Annotated in this window: 22 protein-coding genes; 15 read left to right on the top strand and 7 right to left on the bottom strand. The window is 34.8% G+C overall.

Annotated elements, in window-relative coordinates; genetic code table 11:
* Position 1: 1 nt before the first annotated feature.
* The 5 genes from HNQ35_RS06530 (at position 2) to HNQ35_RS06510 (ending at position 7,244) form a co-directional block, all read left to right on the top strand.
* Positions 2 to 1,687: an ABC transporter permease gene (locus tag HNQ35_RS06530; protein ID WP_146936531.1), complete on the top strand. Its 1,686-nt coding sequence runs from the start codon at positions 2 to 4 to the stop codon at positions 1,685 to 1,687.
* A 24-nt stretch (positions 1,688 to 1,711) separates the two neighbouring features.
* The gene (gene argH / locus HNQ35_RS06525) at positions 1,712 to 3,112 is read left to right on the top strand and encodes an argininosuccinate lyase (RefSeq protein WP_146936529.1); all 1,401 of its coding nucleotides are present in this window, start codon (positions 1,712 to 1,714) and stop codon (positions 3,110 to 3,112) included.
* A gap of 115 nt (positions 3,113 to 3,227) precedes the next feature.
* The gene (locus tag HNQ35_RS06520) at positions 3,228 to 4,043 is read left to right on the top strand and encodes a CBS domain-containing protein (protein WP_146936527.1); all 816 of its coding nucleotides are present in this window, start codon (positions 3,228 to 3,230) and stop codon (positions 4,041 to 4,043) included.
* A gap of 96 nt (positions 4,044 to 4,139) precedes the next feature.
* Positions 4,140 to 5,351 (top strand): HNH endonuclease, encoded by a 1,212-nt coding sequence (locus HNQ35_RS06515; protein ID WP_170226622.1) that lies wholly within the window; start codon positions 4,140 to 4,142, stop codon positions 5,349 to 5,351.
* An 84-nt stretch (positions 5,352 to 5,435) separates the two neighbouring features.
* A complete protein-coding gene (locus HNQ35_RS06510; protein WP_146936523.1) occupies positions 5,436 to 7,244 on the top strand; it encodes a DNA cytosine methyltransferase in 1,809 nt (602 codons plus the stop codon).
* An 82-nt stretch (positions 7,245 to 7,326) separates the two neighbouring features.
* Here the strand turns inward: HNQ35_RS06510 and HNQ35_RS06505 are convergent, their stop codons facing one another.
* Positions 7,327 to 7,617 carry a nucleoside triphosphate pyrophosphohydrolase gene (locus HNQ35_RS06505; RefSeq protein ID WP_146936521.1) on the bottom strand — a complete coding sequence of 97 codons (291 nt, stop codon included), beginning with the start codon at positions 7,615 to 7,617 and terminating at the stop codon, positions 7,327 to 7,329.
* A gap of 151 nt (positions 7,618 to 7,768) precedes the next feature.
* Here HNQ35_RS06505 and HNQ35_RS06500 point away from each other — a divergent pair, with 151 nt between their 5' ends.
* The 3 genes from HNQ35_RS06500 to HNQ35_RS06490 are packed head-to-tail and all read left to right on the top strand — an operon-like array spanning position 7,769 to position 9,549.
* The gene (locus HNQ35_RS06500) at positions 7,769 to 8,281 is read left to right on the top strand and encodes an RNA polymerase sigma factor (RefSeq protein ID WP_146936519.1); all 513 of its coding nucleotides are present in this window, start codon (positions 7,769 to 7,771) and stop codon (positions 8,279 to 8,281) included.
* Positions 8,256 to 8,858 carry a zf-HC2 domain-containing protein gene (locus tag HNQ35_RS06495; protein WP_170226620.1) on the top strand — a complete coding sequence of 201 codons (603 nt, stop codon included), beginning with the start codon at positions 8,256 to 8,258 and terminating at the stop codon, positions 8,856 to 8,858. The genes HNQ35_RS06500 and HNQ35_RS06495 overlap by 26 nt, the downstream gene beginning before the upstream one ends.
* Complete coding sequence (locus HNQ35_RS06490; protein ID WP_146936515.1) at positions 8,830 to 9,549, top strand: YfjL-like protein; 720 nt, start codon at positions 8,830 to 8,832, stop codon at positions 9,547 to 9,549. The genes HNQ35_RS06495 and HNQ35_RS06490 overlap by 29 nt, the downstream gene beginning before the upstream one ends.
* Positions 9,550 to 9,878: 329 nt before the next feature.
* Here HNQ35_RS06490 and HNQ35_RS06485 read toward each other — a convergent pair whose 3' ends face one another.
* Together HNQ35_RS06485 and HNQ35_RS06480 are read right to left on the bottom strand one after the other, a co-directional pair.
* Entirely contained in the window at positions 9,879 to 11,714 is a 1,836-nt protein-coding gene (locus tag HNQ35_RS06485; protein ID WP_146936513.1) for an FMN-binding glutamate synthase family protein, read from the bottom strand.
* Positions 11,715 to 11,994: 280 nt separating this feature from the next.
* Complete coding sequence (locus HNQ35_RS06480) at positions 11,995 to 12,903, bottom strand: polysaccharide deacetylase family protein (RefSeq protein ID WP_146936511.1); 909 nt, start codon at positions 12,901 to 12,903, stop codon at positions 11,995 to 11,997.
* A gap of 235 nt (positions 12,904 to 13,138) precedes the next feature.
* On the opposite strand from HNQ35_RS06480, the gene HNQ35_RS06475 reads away from it, so the two are divergent.
* From HNQ35_RS06475 to csaA, 4 genes are read left to right on the top strand one after another with little or no spacing between them, the layout of a single operon-like run.
* On the top strand, positions 13,139 to 14,380 hold the full coding sequence (locus HNQ35_RS06475) for a hypothetical protein (RefSeq protein ID WP_146936509.1): 1,242 nt from the start codon (positions 13,139 to 13,141) through the stop codon (positions 14,378 to 14,380).
* Between the two features lie 12 nt (positions 14,381 to 14,392).
* Entirely contained in the window at positions 14,393 to 15,064 is a 672-nt protein-coding gene (locus HNQ35_RS06470; RefSeq protein ID WP_146936506.1) for a response regulator transcription factor, read from the top strand.
* A complete protein-coding gene (locus HNQ35_RS06465) occupies positions 15,052 to 16,491 on the top strand; it encodes a sensor histidine kinase (protein WP_170226618.1) in 1,440 nt (479 codons plus the stop codon). The genes HNQ35_RS06470 and HNQ35_RS06465 overlap by 13 nt, the downstream gene beginning before the upstream one ends.
* 44 nt (positions 16,492 to 16,535) lie before the next feature.
* Positions 16,536 to 16,865, top strand: coding sequence for a chaperone CsaA (csaA, locus tag HNQ35_RS06460; RefSeq protein ID WP_146936502.1), 330 nt, complete (start codon positions 16,536 to 16,538; stop codon positions 16,863 to 16,865).
* Positions 16,866 to 16,991: 126 nt separating this feature from the next.
* Here csaA and HNQ35_RS06455 read toward each other — a convergent pair whose 3' ends face one another.
* A complete protein-coding gene (locus tag HNQ35_RS06455; RefSeq protein ID WP_246118058.1) occupies positions 16,992 to 17,537 on the bottom strand; it encodes a 5' nucleotidase, NT5C type in 546 nt (181 codons plus the stop codon).
* Positions 17,538 to 17,739: 202 nt separating this feature from the next.
* Between HNQ35_RS06455 and HNQ35_RS06450 the strand changes: the two genes are divergently transcribed.
* Positions 17,740 to 17,943 carry a CDGSH iron-sulfur domain-containing protein gene (locus HNQ35_RS06450; RefSeq protein ID WP_146936500.1) on the top strand — a complete coding sequence of 68 codons (204 nt, stop codon included), beginning with the start codon at positions 17,740 to 17,742 and terminating at the stop codon, positions 17,941 to 17,943.
* Here HNQ35_RS06450 and HNQ35_RS06445 read toward each other — a convergent pair.
* The 3 genes from HNQ35_RS06445 to htpX all read right to left on the bottom strand — a co-directional run bounded on the left by HNQ35_RS06445 (position 17,901) and on the right by htpX (position 20,735).
* Positions 17,901 to 18,332 (bottom strand): hypothetical protein, encoded by a 432-nt coding sequence (locus HNQ35_RS06445; protein WP_146936498.1) that lies wholly within the window; start codon positions 18,330 to 18,332, stop codon positions 17,901 to 17,903. The genes HNQ35_RS06450 and HNQ35_RS06445 overlap by 43 nt on opposite strands.
* A gap of 78 nt (positions 18,333 to 18,410) precedes the next feature.
* Positions 18,411 to 19,472 (bottom strand): NAD(P)/FAD-dependent oxidoreductase, encoded by a 1,062-nt coding sequence (locus HNQ35_RS06440; RefSeq protein WP_146936496.1) that lies wholly within the window; start codon positions 19,470 to 19,472, stop codon positions 18,411 to 18,413.
* Between the two features lie 390 nt (positions 19,473 to 19,862).
* Complete coding sequence (gene htpX, locus HNQ35_RS06435; RefSeq protein WP_146936494.1) at positions 19,863 to 20,735, bottom strand: protease HtpX; 873 nt, start codon at positions 20,733 to 20,735, stop codon at positions 19,863 to 19,865.
* Between the two features lie 135 nt (positions 20,736 to 20,870).
* Here htpX and HNQ35_RS06430 point away from each other — a divergent pair, with 135 nt between their 5' ends.
* Positions 20,871 to 21,341, top strand: a complete 471-nt coding sequence (locus HNQ35_RS06430) for a PaaI family thioesterase (protein ID WP_146936492.1) — start codon at positions 20,871 to 20,873, stop codon at positions 21,339 to 21,341.
* A 196-nt stretch (positions 21,342 to 21,537) separates the two neighbouring features.
* A complete protein-coding gene (locus HNQ35_RS06425; RefSeq protein ID WP_146936490.1) occupies positions 21,538 to 22,179 on the top strand; it encodes a LytTR family DNA-binding domain-containing protein in 642 nt (213 codons plus the stop codon).
* Positions 22,180 to 22,349 lie beyond the last annotated feature (170 nt).

The raw sequence follows: 22,349 nt of genomic DNA, 5'->3' as shown, positions 1-22,349 counted from the left end.
CATGTTGAATGCTGAAAAGCGAAAGACAATATTTCTTTTAATACCTGTTGTCGTCATATTAACTGGCTATGTTCTTTATCCAACCTTTGAAACATTTCTCGAAAGTATTAAAAGAAATGGTGTATTCTCTCTTCAAAATTATAAAGATTTCTTTGGTGCAAAATCAGCAGCAAATTTTGAAGCTTTATGGAATTCTATATGGATTTCATTACTATCTGTGTTGTTTAGTGCATTAATTGGTATTCCATTGGCCTATATCTTTAATCGATATGATTTTCCAGGCAGGAAATTTTTTTCGAATATTGCGATTATGCCGATTGTGCTTCCGTCGCTTGTTGGAGTCATTGCGTTTATGTTTTTGTATGGAGAAGCTGGACTTGTTCCAAATGCAATTAAAGATATATTTAATTTATCGGAAGTTCCATTCAGTATTGGGGGCATATCTGGTATATTAATTGTTCATGCTTATACGATGTATCCATACTTTTATATCACAACATCATCAGCATTAAATAATATTGACCCATCTATGGAAGAATCAGCATTAAGCCTTGGAGCGAGCAAATTTAAAGTATTTTGGAAAGTTACATTTCCGTTACTGACACCAGGAATTGTCGCTGCATCATTACTCGTTTTCATGGTATCTATGGCATCTTTTAGTGCGCCATTCTTATTAGCTGGTGGCTTTCGTGTATTAAGTCTACAAATCTATTTCTCTAAGATTAATGGTGATTTGGAAATGGCGGCTACTCAATCCGTCATCTTATCTATTGTGTCTATTTCTTTTCTACTATTTATGCGGTGGTATCAAGGAAGAAAAGATTACCGGATGGCATCAAAAGGAATTGGAGCACATCGTAGTGAGGTGAATAATCCTTTTATTAAATGGACAATGGTGTCAATAGGTATCATAGCGATGATTATTCTATTATTACCACATGCAACTTTATTAGTATTATCACTTGTCCCTGATGGTGCATGGACATGGCAGACATATCCAACGGCATTAGGTCTTGAAAATTTCCGTTTGCTTTTTGAAGATCCCCATATTTGGGAACCAGTTAGAAATAGTTTATTCATGGCTTTTATTGCATGTTTAGGTGTTCTTGTATTTGGTGTTATTACATCTTATGCATTAGTAAAGAGAAGCTTTATTGGTAAAAATTTACTAGATATTCTAGTCATGATCCCGTGGGCGTTACCAGCAACTGTAGTTGGCATGAACTTAATTTTAGCATTTAATAAGCCATCTGTTTTCTCATTTGGAAACATACTAGTCGGAACCTTTTGGATTCTGCCACTTGCTTATTTCGTACGTTTTCTACCGCTCGTTGTTCGTTCTACGAATGCGGTTTTAGAACAGTTAGATGATTCTATTGAGGAGGCAGCTCAAAACTTAGGGGCAAAATGGTTTTATACTTTTAGGAGAGTTGTTATTCCAATCATTTTACCAGGTGTCTTAAGTGGTACACTGTTAGCATTTGTGCAAGCAGTTGGAGAATTCCCAACATCTGTTTTACTTTATACACTAGGAAATCGTCCAATTTCAATTGAAATCATGAATCAGTTACGTATGTTCAATATCGGTCAAGCGGCCGCTTATGGCATGATTCAAGTCGGGCTAATCGCTATCGTTATGTTTATTTCAACGAGAATTTTTGGGGTAAAAGCGGATAAAGCGCTATAAATTTGTGAAAAGGTGGATTTATTAATGACAACATTGAAAGAACAATTTGAGGAAAAGGATGGAAAACATTTTCCAGGAAAAGAGTATGTTGAATCACTATTAAAGCCGGTTTTCTATGATCAGAAGACATATTTATTCGAAGCTATGTTTCAAATTCATAAGGCACATACAACGATGTTATGTGAACAAGGGATACTAAAGAAGTCCGAATTGGAGAGAATTCTAGAGGGTGTGCAAGTGATTGAACAGAAAGGTAAAGATGATTTAGAATACTCACCGCAATATGAAGACTTATTTTTTCTTGTTGAATCTAAGATAGGCGACTTAATCGGTGAAGATCTAGCTGGAAAAATGCATATCGCAAAAAGTCGTAATGATATGGGTGAAGCTATGTATCGCATCGTATTAAGAACCTATATACAACAAACAATTGATAATGCTAGGAAATTAGGAGATGCGATTCTTTACCAGGCAGAACAACATATTGAATCCATTATGCCTGCACACACTCATACTCAACCAGCCCAACCAACAACTTTTGGGCATTATTTGGTTGCGATTTATGATGGACTTTTACGTGACATAGATCGGTTGGAGAATACCTACACTACAGTTAATCAGTCTCCAATGGGAGCAGCAGCCATTACGACGACAGGTTTTAATATTAACCGTGAACGGATGGTTGAATTATTAGGATTTGACGGGCTCGTTGAAAACTCTTATGATGCGATTGGAGCGGCAGATTATTTACTAGAGGCTGCTCAAACGCTTATCAGTTTAATGACGAATATGGGACGCTGGTTACAAGAATTTTTACGTATGACTTCCAAAGAAGTAGGATTGTTGCGTGTTTCTGATGCATATGTACAAATAAGTAGTATTATGCCACAAAAGAGAAATCCAGTCTCAATTGAACACTCTAGATCACTTGCTAGTAGTGCAGCAGCTGAAGGTTTAGCTGTTGTACATATGATTCATAATACACCATTTGGTGACATTAACGATACTGAAGATGATTTACAGCCACATTTATATCAAGGTTATGAAAAAGCTAATCGTGTGTTACGACTCATGCATGCTGTAATGTTAACAATGGAGTTTAATAAAAAGCGTGCTTATCAGCAGGCAAGAGAAAACATGATTACAATTACAGAATTAGCAGATGTACTTGCCAGAGATTATGGGATTTCTTTTAGAAAGGCACATCAAATGGCTAGTAAAGTTTCTAAGAAGGCAATTGAAAAAGGTAAAGAATTATATGAAATTGATGTTGAGCAAATTAATCGCTGGTTAGATGATGTTGAATTAACTGAAGAGGATTGGGAGGGTATAATTGACCCAAAGCATTTCATCAATAGAAGAAAAGTAACAGGAGGGACAAATCCTCAAGTTGTTAAACAAATGATTGCCAATCGAAAAAAATAAAACACCGATATTTATTCCATCCTTTCTAAAGAAGGATGGTTTTTTGCTGAGTTGTTTCTATATTTGAACTATACTATATTTAATCATAGAAAACGTTTATGAGGAGTATATTGCAATGAAACGGATAGAATCGTCTTCTAATAAGAAATCTCCACATCAAAGTTTACGTTCTTTATTTTTACATGATATTCATATAGATCATATCGCTGAGGAATTGGTCGTCTGTCAAGCAGATGAGCGGACCGCTAATGCTTTACATATTATGGATACCCACGATTTTGATTGCTTAGGTGTTGAAGAGAATGGGAAGGTCATCGGATATATTGAAAAGCATGACCTTAGTGATGGTATTTGTCGAGATAAAATGAAATCGTTTATTACGACAGAAGTTGTATCTGACTCCACTTCATTACTTAAAACACTTTACTTATTCAAAGAAACAAAGCGCATCTTCGTTTTAGAAGAAAATCGAATAAGTAAACTTGTCACCCATGCAGATTTGCAAAAGGCACCTGTCCAGCTGTTTCTCTTCGGGCTTGTGTCGTTAACAGAAATGTACTTATTACAATGGATTAAGAAGTATTTACCTTATGAAGAATGGAAGCCTTATTTAAATAAGAGTCGATTAAGAGAAGCTTATCGCCTCTTCAATGAGAGGAAAAAAGTGAACGAAGAAATCCAGCTGATAGACTGCTTACAACTTTGTGATAAGCGTGATATTGTGTTGTCTCTGAAAGATATGTATACAATTCTTCCTTTTCCATCGAAAAATAAAATGCGAGACTATTTCCGACGAATAGAAAGTTTAAGAAACGACCTTGCACATGCCCAAGATTTTATCGGGAAGTTTACTAAAGAAGAAATCATAGATCTCGTGCTACAAACGGAAAAAGTGTTAAGGATTTTAGAGGAAGAGTTGTTGGGTGGTTGAATAAGACTAACAATTAATTTCAGAATTTGTTGTATAATATACATAGATATGTATGTTTTTGTTTTATTAAGTTATTTCAACGGGGTGAAAATAATTATGATAGAAATATCGGAAATACTTCAAAGTAATAATTTATTAACACTAACTGTACCTTATTTCAATTTATCCAGTAAAGAAGATAGTGAATATTTTTATGTAACATCAACTTATCGAAAAAGTCAGGGATGTTCACCAACAGAAGAAGAGATTAGTGAAAATAATACATTGTTAGTTGAAATGACTGGTTTACCATTTCGAAGTCAATCAAACACTCAGGGAAACCATTTGTTAAGAATAAAAAAAAGTGATGAAATAAGTAATCGTATTAAGTTTTTTAATAAATTATATAAACGGATACAATTATTAAAATTTGAAGAAGACCCCTCCGAGTTTCAACGTAAAATAATACTTAGTCTTTTTAGTTTAAGAGGGTCAATTGATTGTATGTATAACTTTTTTTCAGTTGATATATTAAAAGAAAACCAGAGTAGGGAATATTTATACCAAATATTTAATTTATTGACATCTATTGATGATATAAAACAATTAAATTTAAATTTTCGTGAATTACAGGATCAATATGTGGAAGGAATAAGTAAAAGAAATACTCAAATAAGAATTAATTTGCGTTGGTTTTATGATAAGTATAAATATGATTTAAAAAATATGAATATATATAAAGCGAGAATATTAGATGAAAATTCTAGTATAATTCGTACGAAGAATATTGCGCAAAGGCTTAAGCCACAATTTATAGAAAGAATGATGTTTTATATTAACACTGTATATGAATCGTTAGCAGATGAGGAAGCTCACCCTAGTCTAATTAGGGAAAAAGTCAAAGAATATAGATCAATTCTTGATTTTAAGGATAGTAACGAAAATAAAGAAGAATACGCTAGAAGTAACAGTATAAGAGATTTAGCAAAAGCATTACTTCCAGATGAATGTGTTTGTTGCAAAAATGAGTATTCCTTAAGTGATCGGACATTTAAATATCGAGATAGTGAAAGATATTATTTAGAGATTCATCATGTCATTTCATTTGCTAGTGATCGATCAGGTGATCAATTTGATAACTTAGTAAAGGTTTGCCCAGCTTGTCATCGAGCATTAACAAAAAATAGAGCCGATGAATCTTATCAAAAAAAATTGATATCAAATATCTTGAAAAATAGTGCTACAGCTAATAATTATGTAGAATTCTTGTTAGAACCTCCATTTAATGAAAAGGATAAAGTTGATTATGTGTATGAAAAGTTGAAATAAATGATTGCTTTTAATTTATAAATAAGGCATAATAAATTGAGGGACAAATAATTTGTCCCTCAATTTGTTTGTGAGGAGATTAAAATGAGTTATAGAATATTAGATTTATTTTCAGGTGCAGGTGGGTTTTCACTTGGACTTGATCAACTAGAAGTATATAAAACAGTAATTGCAACAGACTTTAATAAGGCAGCTTTAGAAACATTTAAGAAAAACTTTCCAGATACAGAAACTATACTTGGTGATATAACATGTAAAGAGACTAAGAAAAAAATTATTGAAAAAGCAAAAGAATTAAATGTAAATATGGTCATAGGCGGTCCACCATGTCAAGGTTTTAGTAATAAAGGCAAAAAACTTGGTTTAAAAGATCCAAGAAATTTTCTTTTTCTTGAATTTTATGAGATTGTAAAGGCTGTTAATCCGGATATTTTTGTAATGGAAAATGTAAAGACAATGATAACTGCAGCAGACGGATATTTTATTAATGAAATAACTAGATTGTTCGAAGAATTGGATTATTTAGTCAGTTATAGTGTTTTGAATTCATATGATTATGGTGTGCCACAGAAGAGAGAACGTGCATTTGTTATTGGGTCAAGGAAAGCTGTTTTTAATTTTGAAAAAATGAAATATTCGAGAATACGCTATAGTGTTAGAGATGCGATCAGTGATCTATCTTATTTAGAATCTGGGGAAGGGAGTTTTGAGTCAAAATATAAACTCAAAGCAACATCTCAATATCAAAAGGAATCAAGATTAAATGCTAAAAAGCTTTATAACCATGTTGCTACTTCACACACAAACGAAACCCTATTTAAGCTTTCGCTAATTCCACCCGAAAAAGGTAAAGAATATTTACCAGAGAATTTAAGGGGAAAACAAAAATTTAAAACAACTTGGGGAAGATTAGAGTGGGATCAACCTAGTCCAACAATAGATACTCGTTTTGATACACCGTCAAATGGGAAAAATACTCATCCTGAATTAAATAGAGCAATAACACCTAGAGAGGCTGCTAGAATACAAAGCTTTCCTGATAAATTTATTTTTTATGGTAATCGGACGAGTATAAATACTCAAATAGGAAATGCAGTACCTCCTAAAATGGCCAAAGCAATTGGTGAATCTATTATTAACCAATTTGAGAAAAAACAGTTATTTGAGTCTAATAATGCTACTTTGTATAATGATGATGCTTATGATAGAATTAGAGTTCTTCAAAAGGAAAAAATAATTGTAGATCACATAATCACAGATCCCCCTTTTGCAATATCACAAAAAAATAATTTTAATACCATGAAAAATCCTAGAAAAGGTGTATATTTTGGTGATTGGGACAATAGCTTTGATCTATATACCTGGATAGGAGAATATGAGAAAATATTAGATAAAAATGGCTCGTTTATTGTTTTTTGTTCCTATAGGTATATAAGTTTTATTATTGAGGAAATGGAGTCAAATAATTTAATTGTTAAAGATGTAATTCGTTGGAATAAAACAAATCCTATGCCAAGAAACATTAATCGCAGATATGTTCAAGACACTGAATTTGCTATTTGGGCAGTGAAAAAAAATGCAAAATGGGTATTTAATAAACCAAAAGATGTACCATACCTAAGAACGGGGTTTGACTTTCCAGTTGTATCTGGTAAAGAAAAAACAGATCATCCAACCCAAAAAAGTCTCCAATTGATGAAAGAAATTGTGCGAATCCATACAAAAGAAAATCAACTAATTATGGATCCTTTTATGGGAAGTGGTACAACAGGGGTAGCTGCATTAGAATTAAATAGGAGATTTATTGGGATAGAGATCAATCAGGATTATTTTGAAATAGCTAAAAAAAGAATTAAAACTACTACAAAATATAAGCAAATTTCACTTATATAATTTGAATAGATCGGATGTTTTTAAATCCGGTCTATTGTTATAATTACGCACTAACATCCAACAAGGAAATCTTATTGCTAAATTATCCTCTTTTTTGTGTTTGTGCATTATCGATTCTAATTTTTTCCACTTGTTCAATTGATGCACCGTGTATGTGGCTAAGTGCATGGATGATTTCAAGTACGTCAGCAAGTTCTTCTAATGCTTCGCTCTTATTTTGTGCGCTTAGGTATTCAGTCACTTCTTCCTTTAGCTTCTTTTTTAATTCCTTTTCATATTCCCCATCGTTTAACACTTTCGTTATGCATGCTCTGCCATCGTTATGTATAATTTCAGGAATTTTGTCGCGTACGAGTTTGTTATAAACAGGCATTCTTTCATCTTCCTTTACGTTTGTGTTATTTAAATTGTAGGAAAAATAAATTCACAGTGCAAACAGATTCCTTTAAAATTATTCCACCCTGTAACAAAACGGTGTATGATGGTACTAACATATTGAGACGGTTGTGAAAGAGGCGGGTGGCATGAAGGAATTAGAAAATTTATATCGGGAGATTCATCCGAAAGTATATGCTTTTTTCTATGCGAAGACGGGGAGTCAAAGTGTGGCGGAGGATCTAACGCAAGATACGTTTTATGAAGCAATGAAGAGTTATCACTTATTTCGTAAGCAAGCAAGTATTAAAACATGGGTGTTCTCGATTGCACGTCATCTCCTTTTCAAATATTATCGCTCGAATAAATATAAAAAGCATCTAGAAAAACGCCTTGTCTTACAACAGGACCACCCGTTATTACTAGAAGATGCTTTTCTATTAAAAGAGGAAAGTACGACACTCTTAAAGTGTATTGAATCATTAGGTGAATTAAGACGAGAGATTGTGACATTAAGGGTTTTTGGGGAATTATCGTTTAAAGAGATTGGTGAATTAGTCGGAAAAAGTGAGAATTATGCTCGAGTTCATTTTCATCGGGCGAAACTACAGTTACAAAAAAGAATGGAGGAGGAAGATGGAAAAACAATGTCCGATCGTTGAGGATTTATTGCCATTATACAATGAAGATTTACTAAAGCCGGAAACGAAGAAATGGATTGAAGCACATTTGCAGGAATGTAAACAATGTCAGGCGTTATTAACATTATCACAAGAACCACTTCCTACAGATTCGATTCAATCATCACTTGAAGAAAATGAGATGTTTAAGAAGATTAATCGTAAATTAGCAATTTATCAAATGGTTTTTGTCGGATTATCACTTATATTAGCGATGACGACATCACTTGTAAATGGGGGCTTCCATTTTATCCTAACGTATCCGATTCTCGGGTTAGTGACATTTTTATTTTATAAAGATATTAAACTCGTTTTCTATTTAGCGACGATACCGCTTTTTATCTGGAGTATCGCTGTGGATATATCGGATTATACGAATGGATATTTTATCGAAGAAACGACTATTACAGAAATGATTAGTGATATAACTTTGAATAGTATTTTTGCTACGTTTGTTCATTTGCCATTCGCTTTAATAGGTGCATTAATCGGATTTCTCATTCTTAAATTAACAGGGGGTGGTGATCAGCATGATGACGAAGAAAAAATTAATTTATAGTTTCTTTATAGTCGTTTTAACAGGTGGAATTTTACTTTTATATAATGCGTTTAATGGGAATCCTATCAGTAAATTTTTGGCCAAAAAGGAATTAAAAACCTACTTAGCAGAAACATATCCAGATGAAGAGTTTTATATAGAAGATGGTTTTTATAACTTCAAGTTTGGTAGTTATGATTTTAACGTTGTTCTAATTGGTGAAGAGGATGCTGAATACGAGGTCACATTGACCGGCTTCATTAAGCCAGAAATATGGTATGACGACATATATGATAGTCGGCTAGATGAACCACTGATCGAAAAACTCTCCCGTGAAGCAAGTGAAGAAGTTCTAGAATTATTAGAAAAAGAAGTCGACCACATTGTTGCGCTAGATGTAGAAATTGAAGTATCTCAAGGCACATATCCAAAAGATACATCATGGAATAAATCGTTAACACTTGAAAAACCACTGAATTTTTTTATTGTATTAGATTCGACAACAAAAACGAAAGAAGATACATTACAAAGTGCAATAGCGATTCAAACGTTATTAAATGAGGCTCGTTATGATTATGAGCGTGTGACGATTAACGGGAATATACTTGATGAGGAAGGGAAGGAGATTGCCGACACAGGTTATGTTAAATACGCCTTATCTTTCGGTCCGAACACAAAGTTAAAAATAAAAGACATTTCAGACCATGAATAACAAATATGGAGAGATGATTGACGTGAATCTGCTCTCCTTTTATAATGGAGTAGAAAAATTCATTCATTTCAGTAAAAGCCGGGTGTATTAGATGATTAAAGTGGATACGTCATTGACTTATGTTAAAGCGCTAGACTAGTCCGGTGTGAGCATCTTATCTCGCATTAACGTCATTTTACACCAATAAAAAGGATAGGCTAGGACACCAATTGAACAACGATACAGCAGGTTTATTTCTAAAAAGTAAAAGCGCATGAAATCAACCATACAACCTTTGACTTCATGCGCTTATTACGTTTTTCTATATTTTGTACTAACTTTTATAGGTATTAACTATTGACGAGTTCATGTCTTTCTTCGTGTTTTACGATATATTCGACATGAGCATCGTGTGGTGATGCAGTTTCTTCAACATAATCAGTAAATTTTTTAACATCATTATCTGCCGTTCTTAGAACTACATGTTTTTTACTGAATTTCGAAGGTGATGGAATCCCGCAGGAAGCTCCTAACATAAAGAGACCTTCACGCATCGTCGTTAAGTAATTCGCCGTGCGGAATTTCTTCTCTTCGACGACAACTCCAGCTTCTAAATGTGGTAAATGTGATGTAATTCCGACAGGACAAAGGTTCGTATGACATTTTCCAGCATTAATACAACCTACCGTATTCATCGCTGCACGAGCAATATAGATTAAATCAGCCCCAAGTGATAAGGCGACCGCCATTTTATTTGCTGTGGCAAGCATACCAGAGGCGATGATTTTAATCTCATCACGAAGACCGTATTTCCTAAGTGTTTGATCGAGAATCAAAATACCCGAGAAAATCGGCAGTCCAAGGCTATCAGCCATTTCTTGATAAGTTGCTCCTGTTCCACCTTCAGCCCCATCAATTGAGATAAAGTCAGGTTTCTGACCGGTTTCTTTCATGTAGCTCGCTAACTTATCGAAAGAATGGTTGTCTCCAGCGACAACTTTTATACCAACAGGCTTTCCAGTAATCTCTTGCCAGTGCGTAATCATCTTGAATAATCCTTTCATGTCAGAAAAGAGTGGGAAACGGTTTGGACTTTCGACATCTTTCCCCATTTCAACACCACGAATTTCTGCAATTTCAGGTGTGATTTTTTCTTTTGGCAGTTTACCACCGCGAACTTTTGCACCTTGAGCTAATTTAATCTCAATGGCCTTCACTTCAGGCTTTAAGGCGTTTTCTAAAAACGTTTCTTCATGATATTTTCCGTCTTTTCTAGCCCCGAAAAGTCCAGAGCCCACTTGGAATATAAGGTCTGCTCCACGCTCACCGATGATTCCTTTTTCAAGTAAGTCTGTAACGATCTGAGGCGCGTTTTCCCCAAAGCGCTTTTCCAATTCAAAATTTGATGCGTGAGGATTATGTTCGATGTATTTAAGAAGCCGTTTCGTCTGCCGATCACTAGGTTCGTAAGTTGAATCGATAAGATGGTATACTTTCGACAAATGATATGGCGAAATGCCACCTTCTCCTGTATTCATAAAACTTCCGCCACTAATGGCTACTCCTTGAGCGAGCGCTTTAACAGCGCTTTTAGATAAAGCACCATAGCTCATAGCGGAAATTCCGACTAAGCCTTTAACACGAAAAGGGTGTTCTCTATCTTTACCAATGATGATACTGTTTTCATCAGTCAGATGCCATGGTTTAATTTGAACTTGATGACGCTTTTCTTTCCGGCTAGTCAGTGATTCATTAACAATTCGATACGTGTATGTTTCAATCGGCGTGGTATTGTCTACTTCTAATTCATTGACGTTCAACGGGAACAGCGAGTTGGTTAAATAAAAATCCGTTTTATCAAAATTTTTCTTAGAACCAAATCCAATAACCGTGTTAGCATATTTCCCAGCTTTAGCAATCGTCTCTTGCGTATCACGATCGACCGGTCGACCTTCTTTATCATTTAAAAACCAATACTGCCGAAATTCAGGCCCGATCATTTCGAAAATATAGCGCAACCTTCCTAAGACAGGATGCGTTTTCAAGATAGAGTGCTGATTTTGATACTTATCTTTTAAATATAAATAGATTAAAAGAATAATAAGACCGTAAAAAACAATTAATGGAAGCTTCTCTAAAAACGAAATGATGATAGACAGATGAAACACCCCTTTGTCATGTAACATACTGAATATTTCCACAGTGGATAACTGTTATAGTGTATAAAAATATTTAAAAATATCTCCGGTGATAATTATATGGAATAATACATTAAAATTCAACTAAGTTTGACGAAATCGTGTAAAAAGAAAAACGTGCTGTTGAATACTATGTAGAGCTATTTGAATAAACTTAAAAATGTTAATCATAAAGGTTCATTTAACGTACAAGATGGTCAATTAAGGATTGTTTAAGGAAATGTAAAACAAGCGGAAAAATGGCATCATTTCTCCGCTTGTTAACTGATTATTTAAATTGAATCGGTTGCATACTTTCATCAAGTGCACGCATGTCATAGCCGTTCTCCTTATAATATTTAAGGAGTCGTTCTAGATGGATGGCAGTTGTATCTTTTTCATGCATCAGTATAATAAGTGGTTCTTTACCTTCTAGTTGTTTCGTTTGATAAATAGCTACATCAACGAACCTTTCTCCAGAATGCTTCCAATCAACGGTGTCAATATTCCAATCCCAAAGGATAAATCCCTCTTCGTCTGCGGCTTGTTTAAATGCAGATGTTACATAGGGATGTGAACCGTATGGTGCTCGAACTAAATGGGTTCGAATACCTGTTACATCTTCTATATATGAAATAGCTTGATTCATTTCTTCGACAAAAGCTTTAGGTGATCGATAGACTTTAGATACTTCATGTGTGACACCGTGTACACCAAGAGCATGTCCTTTTTCCGCCATTTCTATGACGATGTCTTTGTTTTTCTTCATATTCGGTTCAAGCATAAAGAAAGTTGCCTTTGCATCATACTTGTCTAATAGATCTAAGATTTTTCTTGAAGCAGTATGACTAGGACCATCGTCAAATGTGAGATAGACAACCTTATCTTTTGCTGGGGGGGTTATATCTGTATTATTTTGTTTCGTTTTTCTTCGTTTTTTCTTCTTAGTTTCCCCTGCTGTGTCGTCTGTAGTCCCTTTAACCTCTTTTTTGGATTTAACTTGTTTTGGTTGAGTTGTTGCTTTTTTATCTGTGTGTTGCGTGTGGGATTTCGCTTCCTTCTTTTCCGCATCAACATTATGACTCGAATAAAGATCAGCTAAAAACAATGTCGAAATCATAGTTAAAGCAATAATTAAACCAATTGTTATTTTTCTTCTTTTGTTTAATTTATTCTGTCGTTTTCTTGATGTCCGCAACTTGTCTCAACTCCTAAACTGATTAACAATCAATTAATCTATTACTATCGTAAACTTAATTTCTTATAAATGTGTTACAAAGAAATGACAATCATAACCTTCTGTTAAAATCAATGGGATATGCCAATTAGCGCAACATAAAAAATATGATGATAAATGATTGTAACCTAATTGCTATTATTTCCTTCGTAAGAATGAGTATAATATAAGTAAATCTGTATAAGGAATGACAATAATGAAGCGATATATAAAAGAGCTTTTTTTATTTGTTGTGTTATTCGGTCTAACGGGTTGCTCCATGCTTGAAACGAATACATCATTAATGGCACCACCGACTTTACCGGATACGAAAGAAGAGATTCTTCACGCTATAGAACAATATGTTCCGAACTCACAGGAATTACTGATTCCATTAAATGATAAGAGAACGAACCCAATTATAATGGAAGACCTTGACGGTGATGGTAAAGAAGAAGCAATCGTTTTTTATAAAAAGAAACCAGGCATCTTAACCGGTGTTGTATTGAAAGATATGGATGGCTGGAAGCAATGGGTAACATTTGATAGTGGTGGAAAAGTGCTACATGATTTAAAGTTTTTTGACTTGACTGGTGATGGGAAGAAAGAAGTATTTATCGGTACGGCATATACAAAAGAGTATGACAGCAGTCGTGTATTATATGTTTATCAATTAGATGATGAAGCTGAACGATTACTTGAGGAAGCATGTCATTATTTTATAATGGATGATTTCGGTCCGACAGGTCCAGCGTTAATACTTGTCACCTTTAATAAAGGAAAAAACAATACATTGACAATGTATCAAACAAAGGATATGAAATTAACAGTTACGGATACACTTGCATTAGATGAATATATTAATGGTTATGAGCATCTAATAAGTGGTCGTATAACACCATCAACATGGGGGCTCATGCTTGATGTAGGCATCGGAGCCCACTCTGGGGCTACATTTGTCATTTCCATCCAGAATGGAAGAATGGAAAATGTCTTTCCGCATGGTGAAGATGATCCTACTTTTAAAGCATCAATGACCTATAGTAATGATACAAATAGAGATGGCATTTTGGAGTTTTCAGTTTTAGAGGAGCCAGTAGTAGAGAAAGACTTATCCCATGCAGAAATGCCCTATATCACAGCATATTACCAACTAACTGATGCATATGAACAACATCTTGTGTCAAAGAGATTTGATAATGACACGTATAATTATCAAATCCTTCTTCCGTTAAAATGGAAAAACATTAAAATAAACATGTCAGATGATTGGAAATACGTCGAAATGATTGATGCTAAGACAGATCAAGTTTTATTTGATGTTTATGTGTCTGAAATTAAACGGATCGAAGATGATTGGACATTATTAAAAGAAACGGATCAATACGTTTACTTATCTAAGACGGTAAATGAAAAAAACAAACATTTATTTCAATTCATACATGATTCGATTGAGTGAGGGATATGGTTTATGGAGAAAATATTAGTCATTGAGGATGAAGATAATATTCGTGGATTTTTAACCGTTCATTTACGTAGAGAGGGTTTTGATGTAATCGAAGCGGGATCTGGAGAAGAAGGATTACGTTTATTACATGAACATCAAGATACGAGCCTTGTGTTATTAGATATTATGTTACCAGGAATAGATGGCTTTCAAGTTGCTGAAGAAATACGTAAACAAAGTCAGACAATCGGTATCATTATGTTAACAGCTAAGACGATGGAAACCGATCAAGTTCATGGTTTAAATCAAGGTGCAGATGATTATATTGTGAAGCCATTTAATTTAAATGAGTTGACAGCTAGAGTGCATTCACTCATACGACGTATACGAGTTCACCAAGCACCTAAGGAAACAGGGATTCGTTTAAATAGGGCAGAACGTTGTTTGAAAAAGGACGGAAAAATCATCGAACTATCGCCAACGGAGTATCAAATTCTGTCCATTTTAGATATGGCGAAAGGTCAAGCAGTTAATCGAAACGATATTTTAGATGAAGTATGGGGGCTGGATTTTCCAGGGGATCCAAAAATAGTTGATGTTAATATTAGGCGTATCCGTCAGAAAGTAGAGGATAACCCATCCGACCCAAAATTCATTGAAACGGTATGGGGCTATGGTTACAAATGGAAAAAATGACAAAACATAAAAAAGGTATCCGTTATTATTTAATGTTACAGCATGTCATTGTTATTTCTGTAGCTGTTCTTTTGTTTGAGTTTGTCGTATTTATCGGTCTTTATCAATATTATTATCGTAATACGGAGGAAATCTTATCATCACACGCGAAAAATGCGGTTCATTTTGCCATGCGTTCGACAGAATTATCGCCTTTTAATTTGCAATATATTATTCCGGAAATGATTAATGATTATCAATTAAAGGGAACTGAAATGCAAATTGTTTCTCCATCCGGAAATATTCTCGCTTCTTCGTCTGGATTTTCTCCAAAATATACGGTTGATCGACGGCTTTTACAAGAGTCAGAAGTGAATCAACCAGTCGTATGGAAAGGTCATAACGAAGGAACGGAAGAGCGGGTCATGGCTGTTGTCGTTCCTTTAGAGAACGAAGAGGAGCGACTCATTTACTTTCGATATATAACATCCTTAGAACGGATTGATAAAGTGTTTAAAAAGCAAATGTCTTTGTCGCTTGGGATTGGTTTGGCAATTATTTTAGTAGCCTCCCTATTAAGTCTAGCTTTTGCAAAGCAAATTACAACTCCGCTCATCCAATTAACGAAAGCATCTAAACGGCTAAGTAAAGGTGAATACGATGCGATGATTTCTCAGGGGAAATATCTTGGAGAATTAGATACATTGGCAAAATCCTTTAATGAAATGACTCACGGCTTGTTACAGCATGAGAAGATGAAAAACCAGTTTATTTCATCGGTCTCTCATGAATTAAGAACACCATTAACAAGTATCAAAGGTTGGAGTGACACATTATTAACAGGCGATTTAAAAAATTGGAAGGAAGTACGTCAGGGCTTACATATTATTTCTGAAGAAGCTTCTCGGTTAACAGAAATGGTTGAGAATTTACTAGATTTTTCAAGTATCAATAATCAATCGTTTACTTTAAATCCAACAACTTTCCATGTCCCAACATTTTTATCAGATGTCATACTGCAATTTGAAAAATTATGTAAGAAGAAAGGCATTGAAATAACCGTCCAAACAAGTCCAGATGTTTCGATTTATGCAGACCGTAATCGTATGAAGCAAGTTTTTATTAATGTCATTGATAATGCGATTAAATACAGTCAGCCAGGTGAACTTATCGAAATAAATGCAACAGTTCAATGTGGACGCATCATATTCTCTATAAAAGATGAAGGTCAAGGTATGACAGAAGAAGTTCTTGAGCAAGTGACGACACCTTTTTACAAAGGGAATTCGAATACATCAGGAACGGGCTTGGGGTTATCGATTTGTAAGGATATTGTCGAGTTACATCATGGGGAACTTCATATTGAAAGTAAGCTAGATAAAGGGACAAATGTTATCATATCTCTTCCATATGACGGAACGCAAGACGGCTTGCAATCGTTGCCTTAAGCATATAAAATATATGGCAATATTTGTATTTGGGAGGTCATAGAATGGCGCAATTTGAAGACTTTAAAACGTTAGATATACGTATCGGCACCGTTATCTCAGCAGATCCTTTTCCAGAAGCAAGAGTACCAGCCATTAAGATGGTGATTGATTTTGGCACATTAGGTGAGAAACAATCATCTGCACAAATTACGAAGCGTTACACGCCAGAAGATATGGTTGGGAAACAAGTGGTCGCTGTTGTTAATCTTCCACCGATGCGTATTGCGGGGTATCGTTCAGATGTTTTAGTGTTAGGGGCCGTTCCAAACGAAGGGGATGTCATCTTATTATCACCAGATGAACATGTAGCAAATGGAACCCGTATTTCATAATAGAAAACAAGAAGAGACTGGGCAAAAATGATTTCAATTATAAAGCTAAATATTGTGTATGATTTCTTGATAAAAAACTTTATCCCAGTCTCAATATGATGAACAAGTTACTCTGTTACAGGCCAGTTATTTTTCCATTGAAATTGCGGTCATAAAGTAATCACGTACATGAAGCCAATCGTCTAATTTAACATCAAAGTCTTCATAGCGATTATGTGGTGCAGAAAACATAATGCCCTGTCCTTTAAATATTTCAAGTTGTTCCAAACTATCATCAATTAAATAATCGGTGTGGACAATGCTTTTGACGCCGCAGAAAATAAAGTTATGTGGTGGAATAAAAGAAAAATGTTCTCTTAACCATTCATACTTTGCTTGTAGGGATTCAGGCGCAAACATGGCTGCTGTCGCAATAAAAATATCGTAATGCTCACTAAGCTCTTGAACGACTTCTTGACTATGTTCAATGACAGGTAAATGCCTAAAGAAGTCATACGTGTTAACCATTTGATAGATCTCATCTTTTAATTCTGGATATTTTTCTACTAGGGTCAATCCAATCATATCTTTTTTTGTTAGTTGTTTATCATACTTTTTATTAAAACGATCAAGTTTTTCTTGAACTAAATCGGCTAATACTTGGTCCATGTCAAGAGCAATTGTTTTTTTCAATCATATACATCCTCTCATATTATTATTAAGCTATGAAAATCACACACTCTTTTATTATTATAGACATCTTCTAACATAGATTCATCTATTATGTTGTTATCAACTATTTCTATAGGTAAAACGTGGCGGCAAACAAGAATTTTTCAAATGATGGATAAGTGTACTATAATACATTTATATATATAAGAAAGAGGGGATATGAATGAGTGGAAAAGCAACAATTAAAGTTAATGACAATGGATCACTACTCGTAACAGGTGATGTTGAATTAGTTGACAAAGAGGGGAATGTATTTGAAACGAAAAAGGCATTTTCACTATGCCGTTGTGGTTATTCGAAAAATAAACCCTTTTGTGATGGAAGTCATAAAAAAGAAGGGTTTGAAAGTGCACCACGTGCTAAATAGGAAGCGAAAGGCAAGGGTAAAGAAGAATAATCTCCTTTATCCTTGCCCTTTCTATTTTCAATCGTTAGCCAAATTTCCGATCTATCACCAACGAATTTGTAGTCAACTTGTGTAATCGTAATATGTTCGATCTCTTGAATAGATATTATTTGTTCTGTATTTTTAATATCCATGGGCGGTGGTTGGTTTCGATCTTTTTCAGCTTTCATATAAGTAAAGACAAGTCGCTTTATGTCAAGTCCATACATATTCATGATTTGTTCAATTTGTTGAACCTGATCTTCTATTTGTAATATATCTGTTTCATGAAGTGATTGACCGATAGTCTTGCCCCAATCCGAAAAAGCACTCTCTTGTATATGACGAAAGATTCGCATTTTTTGTTGCAAAAAAATAAAATGGTGTTCTGAAGTGGAGACAGTTTAAGTCAGATCCTTAGAAGACACCATTTTTTAAAAATATTAAATTTAATGTCGTTTACTAAGCCATAGAATGCCAGTTTTAACCCAGCGCGGAAATAATCCTGTTAGTGGCTGTTGAAAGACACTTCCGAATCCATCGCTTTTACCTAGAGAACCGAGTGTACCACGCAGTTTAATTTCTTTCGGTTTTTTCGGCTCTTTTCCATTTAAAATGTCAACTAAAATATCGGCAATTCTTTCTCCTTGTAAACCAGCAAGTTGTGCACTTGGTGAAAATTCCGAAGATGCATTATCACCAACGACATAGATATTTGGCTGTTCAGGCACTTGGAAGAATTCATTAACAACAATTTTATCGTAGCGATCTTTTTTAAAAGGAAGTTCACGGACTAAGTGATGTGGTTGTACACCTGCAGTCCAAATCGTCACGTCATTAACATAACAAACCCCATTATTACAGACGCCATCTTTTTCAACATATTCGACATTAGAATGGTGAATAACTTCAACATCATTTTTTATAAACCAGTCATGAACATGTGCTTGAATTTTTGGATCGAAAGCTTTTAAGACGGATGCGCCACGATCTAGCAGTCTAATATTTAAGTCCGCACGGCTTTCTCTTATTTCTGAAGCAACTTCGATTCCACTTAATCCTGCTCCAACGACTGTAACTTTACCATAGGCTGGCAAGTTTCCAACAGCTGTCCCTGCTTTTCGAGCTTTTGAAAAGGACTGCACACTATTTGTATATTCAGCTGCACCAGGTACACCGTGGTATATATCTTCACAGCCCAGACCAATAATAAGCTTATCATATTCAACAATATGACTAGAATCACTGAAGAAAATCTGTTCGTTCTCGACATCAATTTTGCTAACAGTTCCAAAAATATACTGAATGCGATCACTTTGTGGAAAGTCTAAGCGAACATCGCGATCAGCTGCTGTCCCTGCTACGATGGTATAAAATTCAGTCTTTAAAGAGTGGTATGGATTTTTATCGACTAAAATGATTTGCACATCGTCTGGAAGGTTAGCGTTATTTAATCCTAGGGCGACTTTTAGACCGCCGTAACCCCCACCTAGAATAACTATGTTTCTCATGATATGAACCCCCTACCCCTATTAAGTGAAAAGATTGTTAAAAACTTCACATCATCCCTTCTTATAGATTATCAAAAAAATGTATCTCTGACTAGGAAAAGATAGATGAAACGGTAATGACTCAGCTAACGATGTAAATAGGATGTATAAAGTATGTTTAAAAATATGGCAAAATGCTTTTTTAATCCCATTGCGCGTTTTTGGATTACAAACTTTTACTGAGATGATGTATTGACTTTTCTATGTCATCTCTTGTGTCAACATATCTTTCTAATCTTATATGTAAAGTGGTTAACAACTTCTCTATAGATATATTCGCGACATGCTACACGTCTTCATATAATAATAACAAGCGGAAAACGTATTCTTGTTTTCCGCTTGTTTGTTCACTTAATAAGAACTTAGTCGTTCAATACGTTCATCTAAATCTGGATGTGTAGAAAAAAGGGATGATTTTCTCTTTCCACTAATTTTTAGTGTTGCAACAGCAGTTTGTTCTTCATTTTGCACACGATCGACATAGTTCTTCAACATTTTTAAAGCATGTGTCATTTTATCTGTTCCAGCTAAGTCGGCACCACCTTTATCCGCATGGAATTCACGATGTCGAGAATAGGCAAAGACAACCAGGCTTCCTAAGATTGAGAATACAAGTTGAAAGACAATAATAGCAACAAAGTGTACAATCGGTGCTATATCATCTCTAACGACTTGAGAGACTAGAAATGCAACAATTCGAGCGAGGAAGACAACGAATGTGTTCACAACACCTTGTAATAAAGTCATCGTTACCATATCACCATTGGCTATATGAGCAACTTCATGAGCGATGACACCTTCAATAGCATCATCATCCATTTCATTTAATAACCCACGTGAAACAGCAACTAAAGAACGCTTTTTAGAAGGTCCTGTTGCAAAAGCATTAACCTCATCAGACTCATATATTCCAACTTCAGGCATATGCATCATGCCTGCAGCACGTGTTAAGCGATGTACTTTCTCAACAACCATTTCTTCTTCTGCTGTAAGTGGTCCGTTTGGGTCTAGAATACGTACACCCATAACACGCTTGGCCATCCAACGTGACATCCACAATGAAATAAAGGATCCTGAAAATCCAATCGCTGCACTAATAATCAGTAACGGCCCGTAAGCAATTTGTCCATCTATAATATACCCACCAACAAATGAAAAGACGATACTAATAGTGAGCAATACTAAGATGTTCGTTAATAAAAAGTAAAAAATACGTTTTCCCATGTTTTCCCCCCTGTTTACAATCATTTGTTAATTCTATTATATGGGCAAATAAACAATAATACAACTGTAATTATGGTGCGAAGGATAGCGCTTTCATGGTATGCTAAAAAGTAAAGTAAAGAAGGGGGAAAAGACATGATTGAACATGCGATACAAGATGATTACGCAGATGACTATGCATGGTGTTATGGATGTGGACGGTTAAACAAATTAGGCTTACAGTTAAAAACAGGCTGGGATGGTGATCAAACGGTCACCTGGTATACACCGAAAGCAGAGCATACGGCTATTCCGGGTTTTGTATACGGTGGCTTAATTGCGTCATTGATAGATTGTCATGGAACGGGCTCGGCTGCCTTATACGTTCATCGTAAAAACGGTCACGAGCCTGGTGATGGTGTAGATGCACCACGTCTTGTCACAGGATCACTCACAGTGAATTTCCTCGCTCCAACTCCTGAGGGCGTTCCATTAAAAGCAGTTGGAAATGTAGAGGAAATTCATCCGAAGAAGTTTAAAGTGACTACAAAAGTGTATGCAGGAGATGTATGTTGTGTTGAAGGTATAGTCATTGCTGTTATGATGCCAGATACGTTTAAAAAATGAGGAAATCACGCCGTATATTTCTTATATGGCGTGATTTTTTTAGTATATTTTCAAATTTTTAATATAAATATTTAAAAATGTCGAAAAAATGGTGAATTTAATTGTGAAAAGTAGCACATATAGGAACAATATATTATGATTAAAGAAGATAAATAATTCATATCAAAGTCGAGCAACTGATTGGGAGGAAAATGAAGTGGAAATCAGTTTTGATTCTTTATTAGATATTATAGGTGAATTGTTTTCAGACGAAGTTTCGATTGCGATTACGAATAAAGAAGAATACATTTATTTTCGTCCGAGTAAACGGATTGATTTAAAAATTAGCCCTGGAGATCCAATTAAACGAGGAACAATTGCTCATAAAGCATTAGAGAAAAAGCAGAAAGTATCAGAATTTATTGATCGTGAAATATTTGGTGTTCCTTACCATGGCATGGCTGTTCCGTATTATGAGAAGGAAGAATTAAAGGGAACGGTTCTAGCTGTCTATCCAGCCATGACAGAAGGAAAGTCAGTTGTGACTGTTCGAACATCTGATGGATGGAAGCCAGTCCCATTTGAAGACGTCATTTATATAGAAGTGAAAAATCGAAAAACCCATATTTATTCATTAGATGTGACTGGAACGCATAAAAACACATTACAAGAGTTCGAGTATGCCTTACCACGAGAAATGTTTATCCGTTGCCACCGCTCTTTTATAGTCAATGTCCATCAGATCAAAGATATTTTTCCGGATTCACATTCGACATTTGTTCTTGAATTAACAAATGGTGCTCGAGTCCCAGTTAGCCAAAATTATTCCAGTTATTTTAGAAAATTACTAGGATTTTAAAAACTTATGTTAAAATCCACTTATCAGAATAAATTAAAGCAATTATTTTCTATTTAAAACGACATATAATATGATTGAGACGTGAAAATTGTCGATTTAACGTGTTTCCCCAAAAAGTACTTTTAGTAAGTTACAATAAATATGGAGTATATTACAGTAAGAAGAGGGAT

Origin of the sequence: Cerasibacillus quisquiliarum, from assembly GCF_014202495.1 — a bacterium.
Lineage (GTDB): Bacteria > Bacillota > Bacilli > Bacillales > Amphibacillaceae > Cerasibacillus > Cerasibacillus quisquiliarum.
The sequence above is the reverse complement of the archived record's forward strand: the minus strand, read 5'-3'. Positions and strand labels throughout refer to the sequence as shown.

Coding starts and splice junctions, on each gene's coding strand:
- HNQ35_RS06530 (WP_146936531.1), top strand. CDS start 2: ATGTTGAATGCTGAAAAGCGAAAGACAATATTTCTTTTAATACCTGTT.
- argH (WP_146936529.1), top strand. CDS start 1,712: ATGACAACATTGAAAGAACAATTTGAGGAAAAGGATGGAAAACATTTT.
- HNQ35_RS06520 (WP_146936527.1), top strand. CDS start 3,228: ATGAAACGGATAGAATCGTCTTCTAATAAGAAATCTCCACATCAAAGT.
- HNQ35_RS06515 (WP_170226622.1), top strand. CDS start 4,140: ATGATAGAAATATCGGAAATACTTCAAAGTAATAATTTATTAACACTA.
- HNQ35_RS06510 (WP_146936523.1), top strand. CDS start 5,436: ATGAGTTATAGAATATTAGATTTATTTTCAGGTGCAGGTGGGTTTTCA.
- HNQ35_RS06505 (WP_146936521.1), bottom strand. CDS start 7,617: ATGCCTGTTTATAACAAACTCGTACGCGACAAAATTCCTGAAATTATA.
- HNQ35_RS06500 (WP_146936519.1), top strand. CDS start 7,769: ATGAAGGAATTAGAAAATTTATATCGGGAGATTCATCCGAAAGTATAT.
- HNQ35_RS06495 (WP_170226620.1), top strand. CDS start 8,256: ATGGAAAAACAATGTCCGATCGTTGAGGATTTATTGCCATTATACAAT.
- HNQ35_RS06490 (WP_146936515.1), top strand. CDS start 8,830: ATGATGACGAAGAAAAAATTAATTTATAGTTTCTTTATAGTCGTTTTA.
- HNQ35_RS06485 (WP_146936513.1), bottom strand. CDS start 11,714: ATGTTACATGACAAAGGGGTGTTTCATCTGTCTATCATCATTTCGTTT.
- HNQ35_RS06475 (WP_146936509.1), top strand. CDS start 13,139: ATGAAGCGATATATAAAAGAGCTTTTTTTATTTGTTGTGTTATTCGGT.
- HNQ35_RS06470 (WP_146936506.1), top strand. CDS start 14,393: ATGGAGAAAATATTAGTCATTGAGGATGAAGATAATATTCGTGGATTT.
- HNQ35_RS06465 (WP_170226618.1), top strand. CDS start 15,052: ATGGAAAAAATGACAAAACATAAAAAAGGTATCCGTTATTATTTAATG.
- csaA (WP_146936502.1), top strand. CDS start 16,536: ATGGCGCAATTTGAAGACTTTAAAACGTTAGATATACGTATCGGCACC.
- HNQ35_RS06450 (WP_146936500.1), top strand. CDS start 17,740: ATGAGTGGAAAAGCAACAATTAAAGTTAATGACAATGGATCACTACTC.
- HNQ35_RS06440 (WP_146936496.1), bottom strand. CDS start 19,472: ATGAGAAACATAGTTATTCTAGGTGGGGGTTACGGCGGTCTAAAAGTC.
- htpX (WP_146936494.1), bottom strand. CDS start 20,735: ATGGGAAAACGTATTTTTTACTTTTTATTAACGAACATCTTAGTATTG.
- HNQ35_RS06430 (WP_146936492.1), top strand. CDS start 20,871: ATGATTGAACATGCGATACAAGATGATTACGCAGATGACTATGCATGG.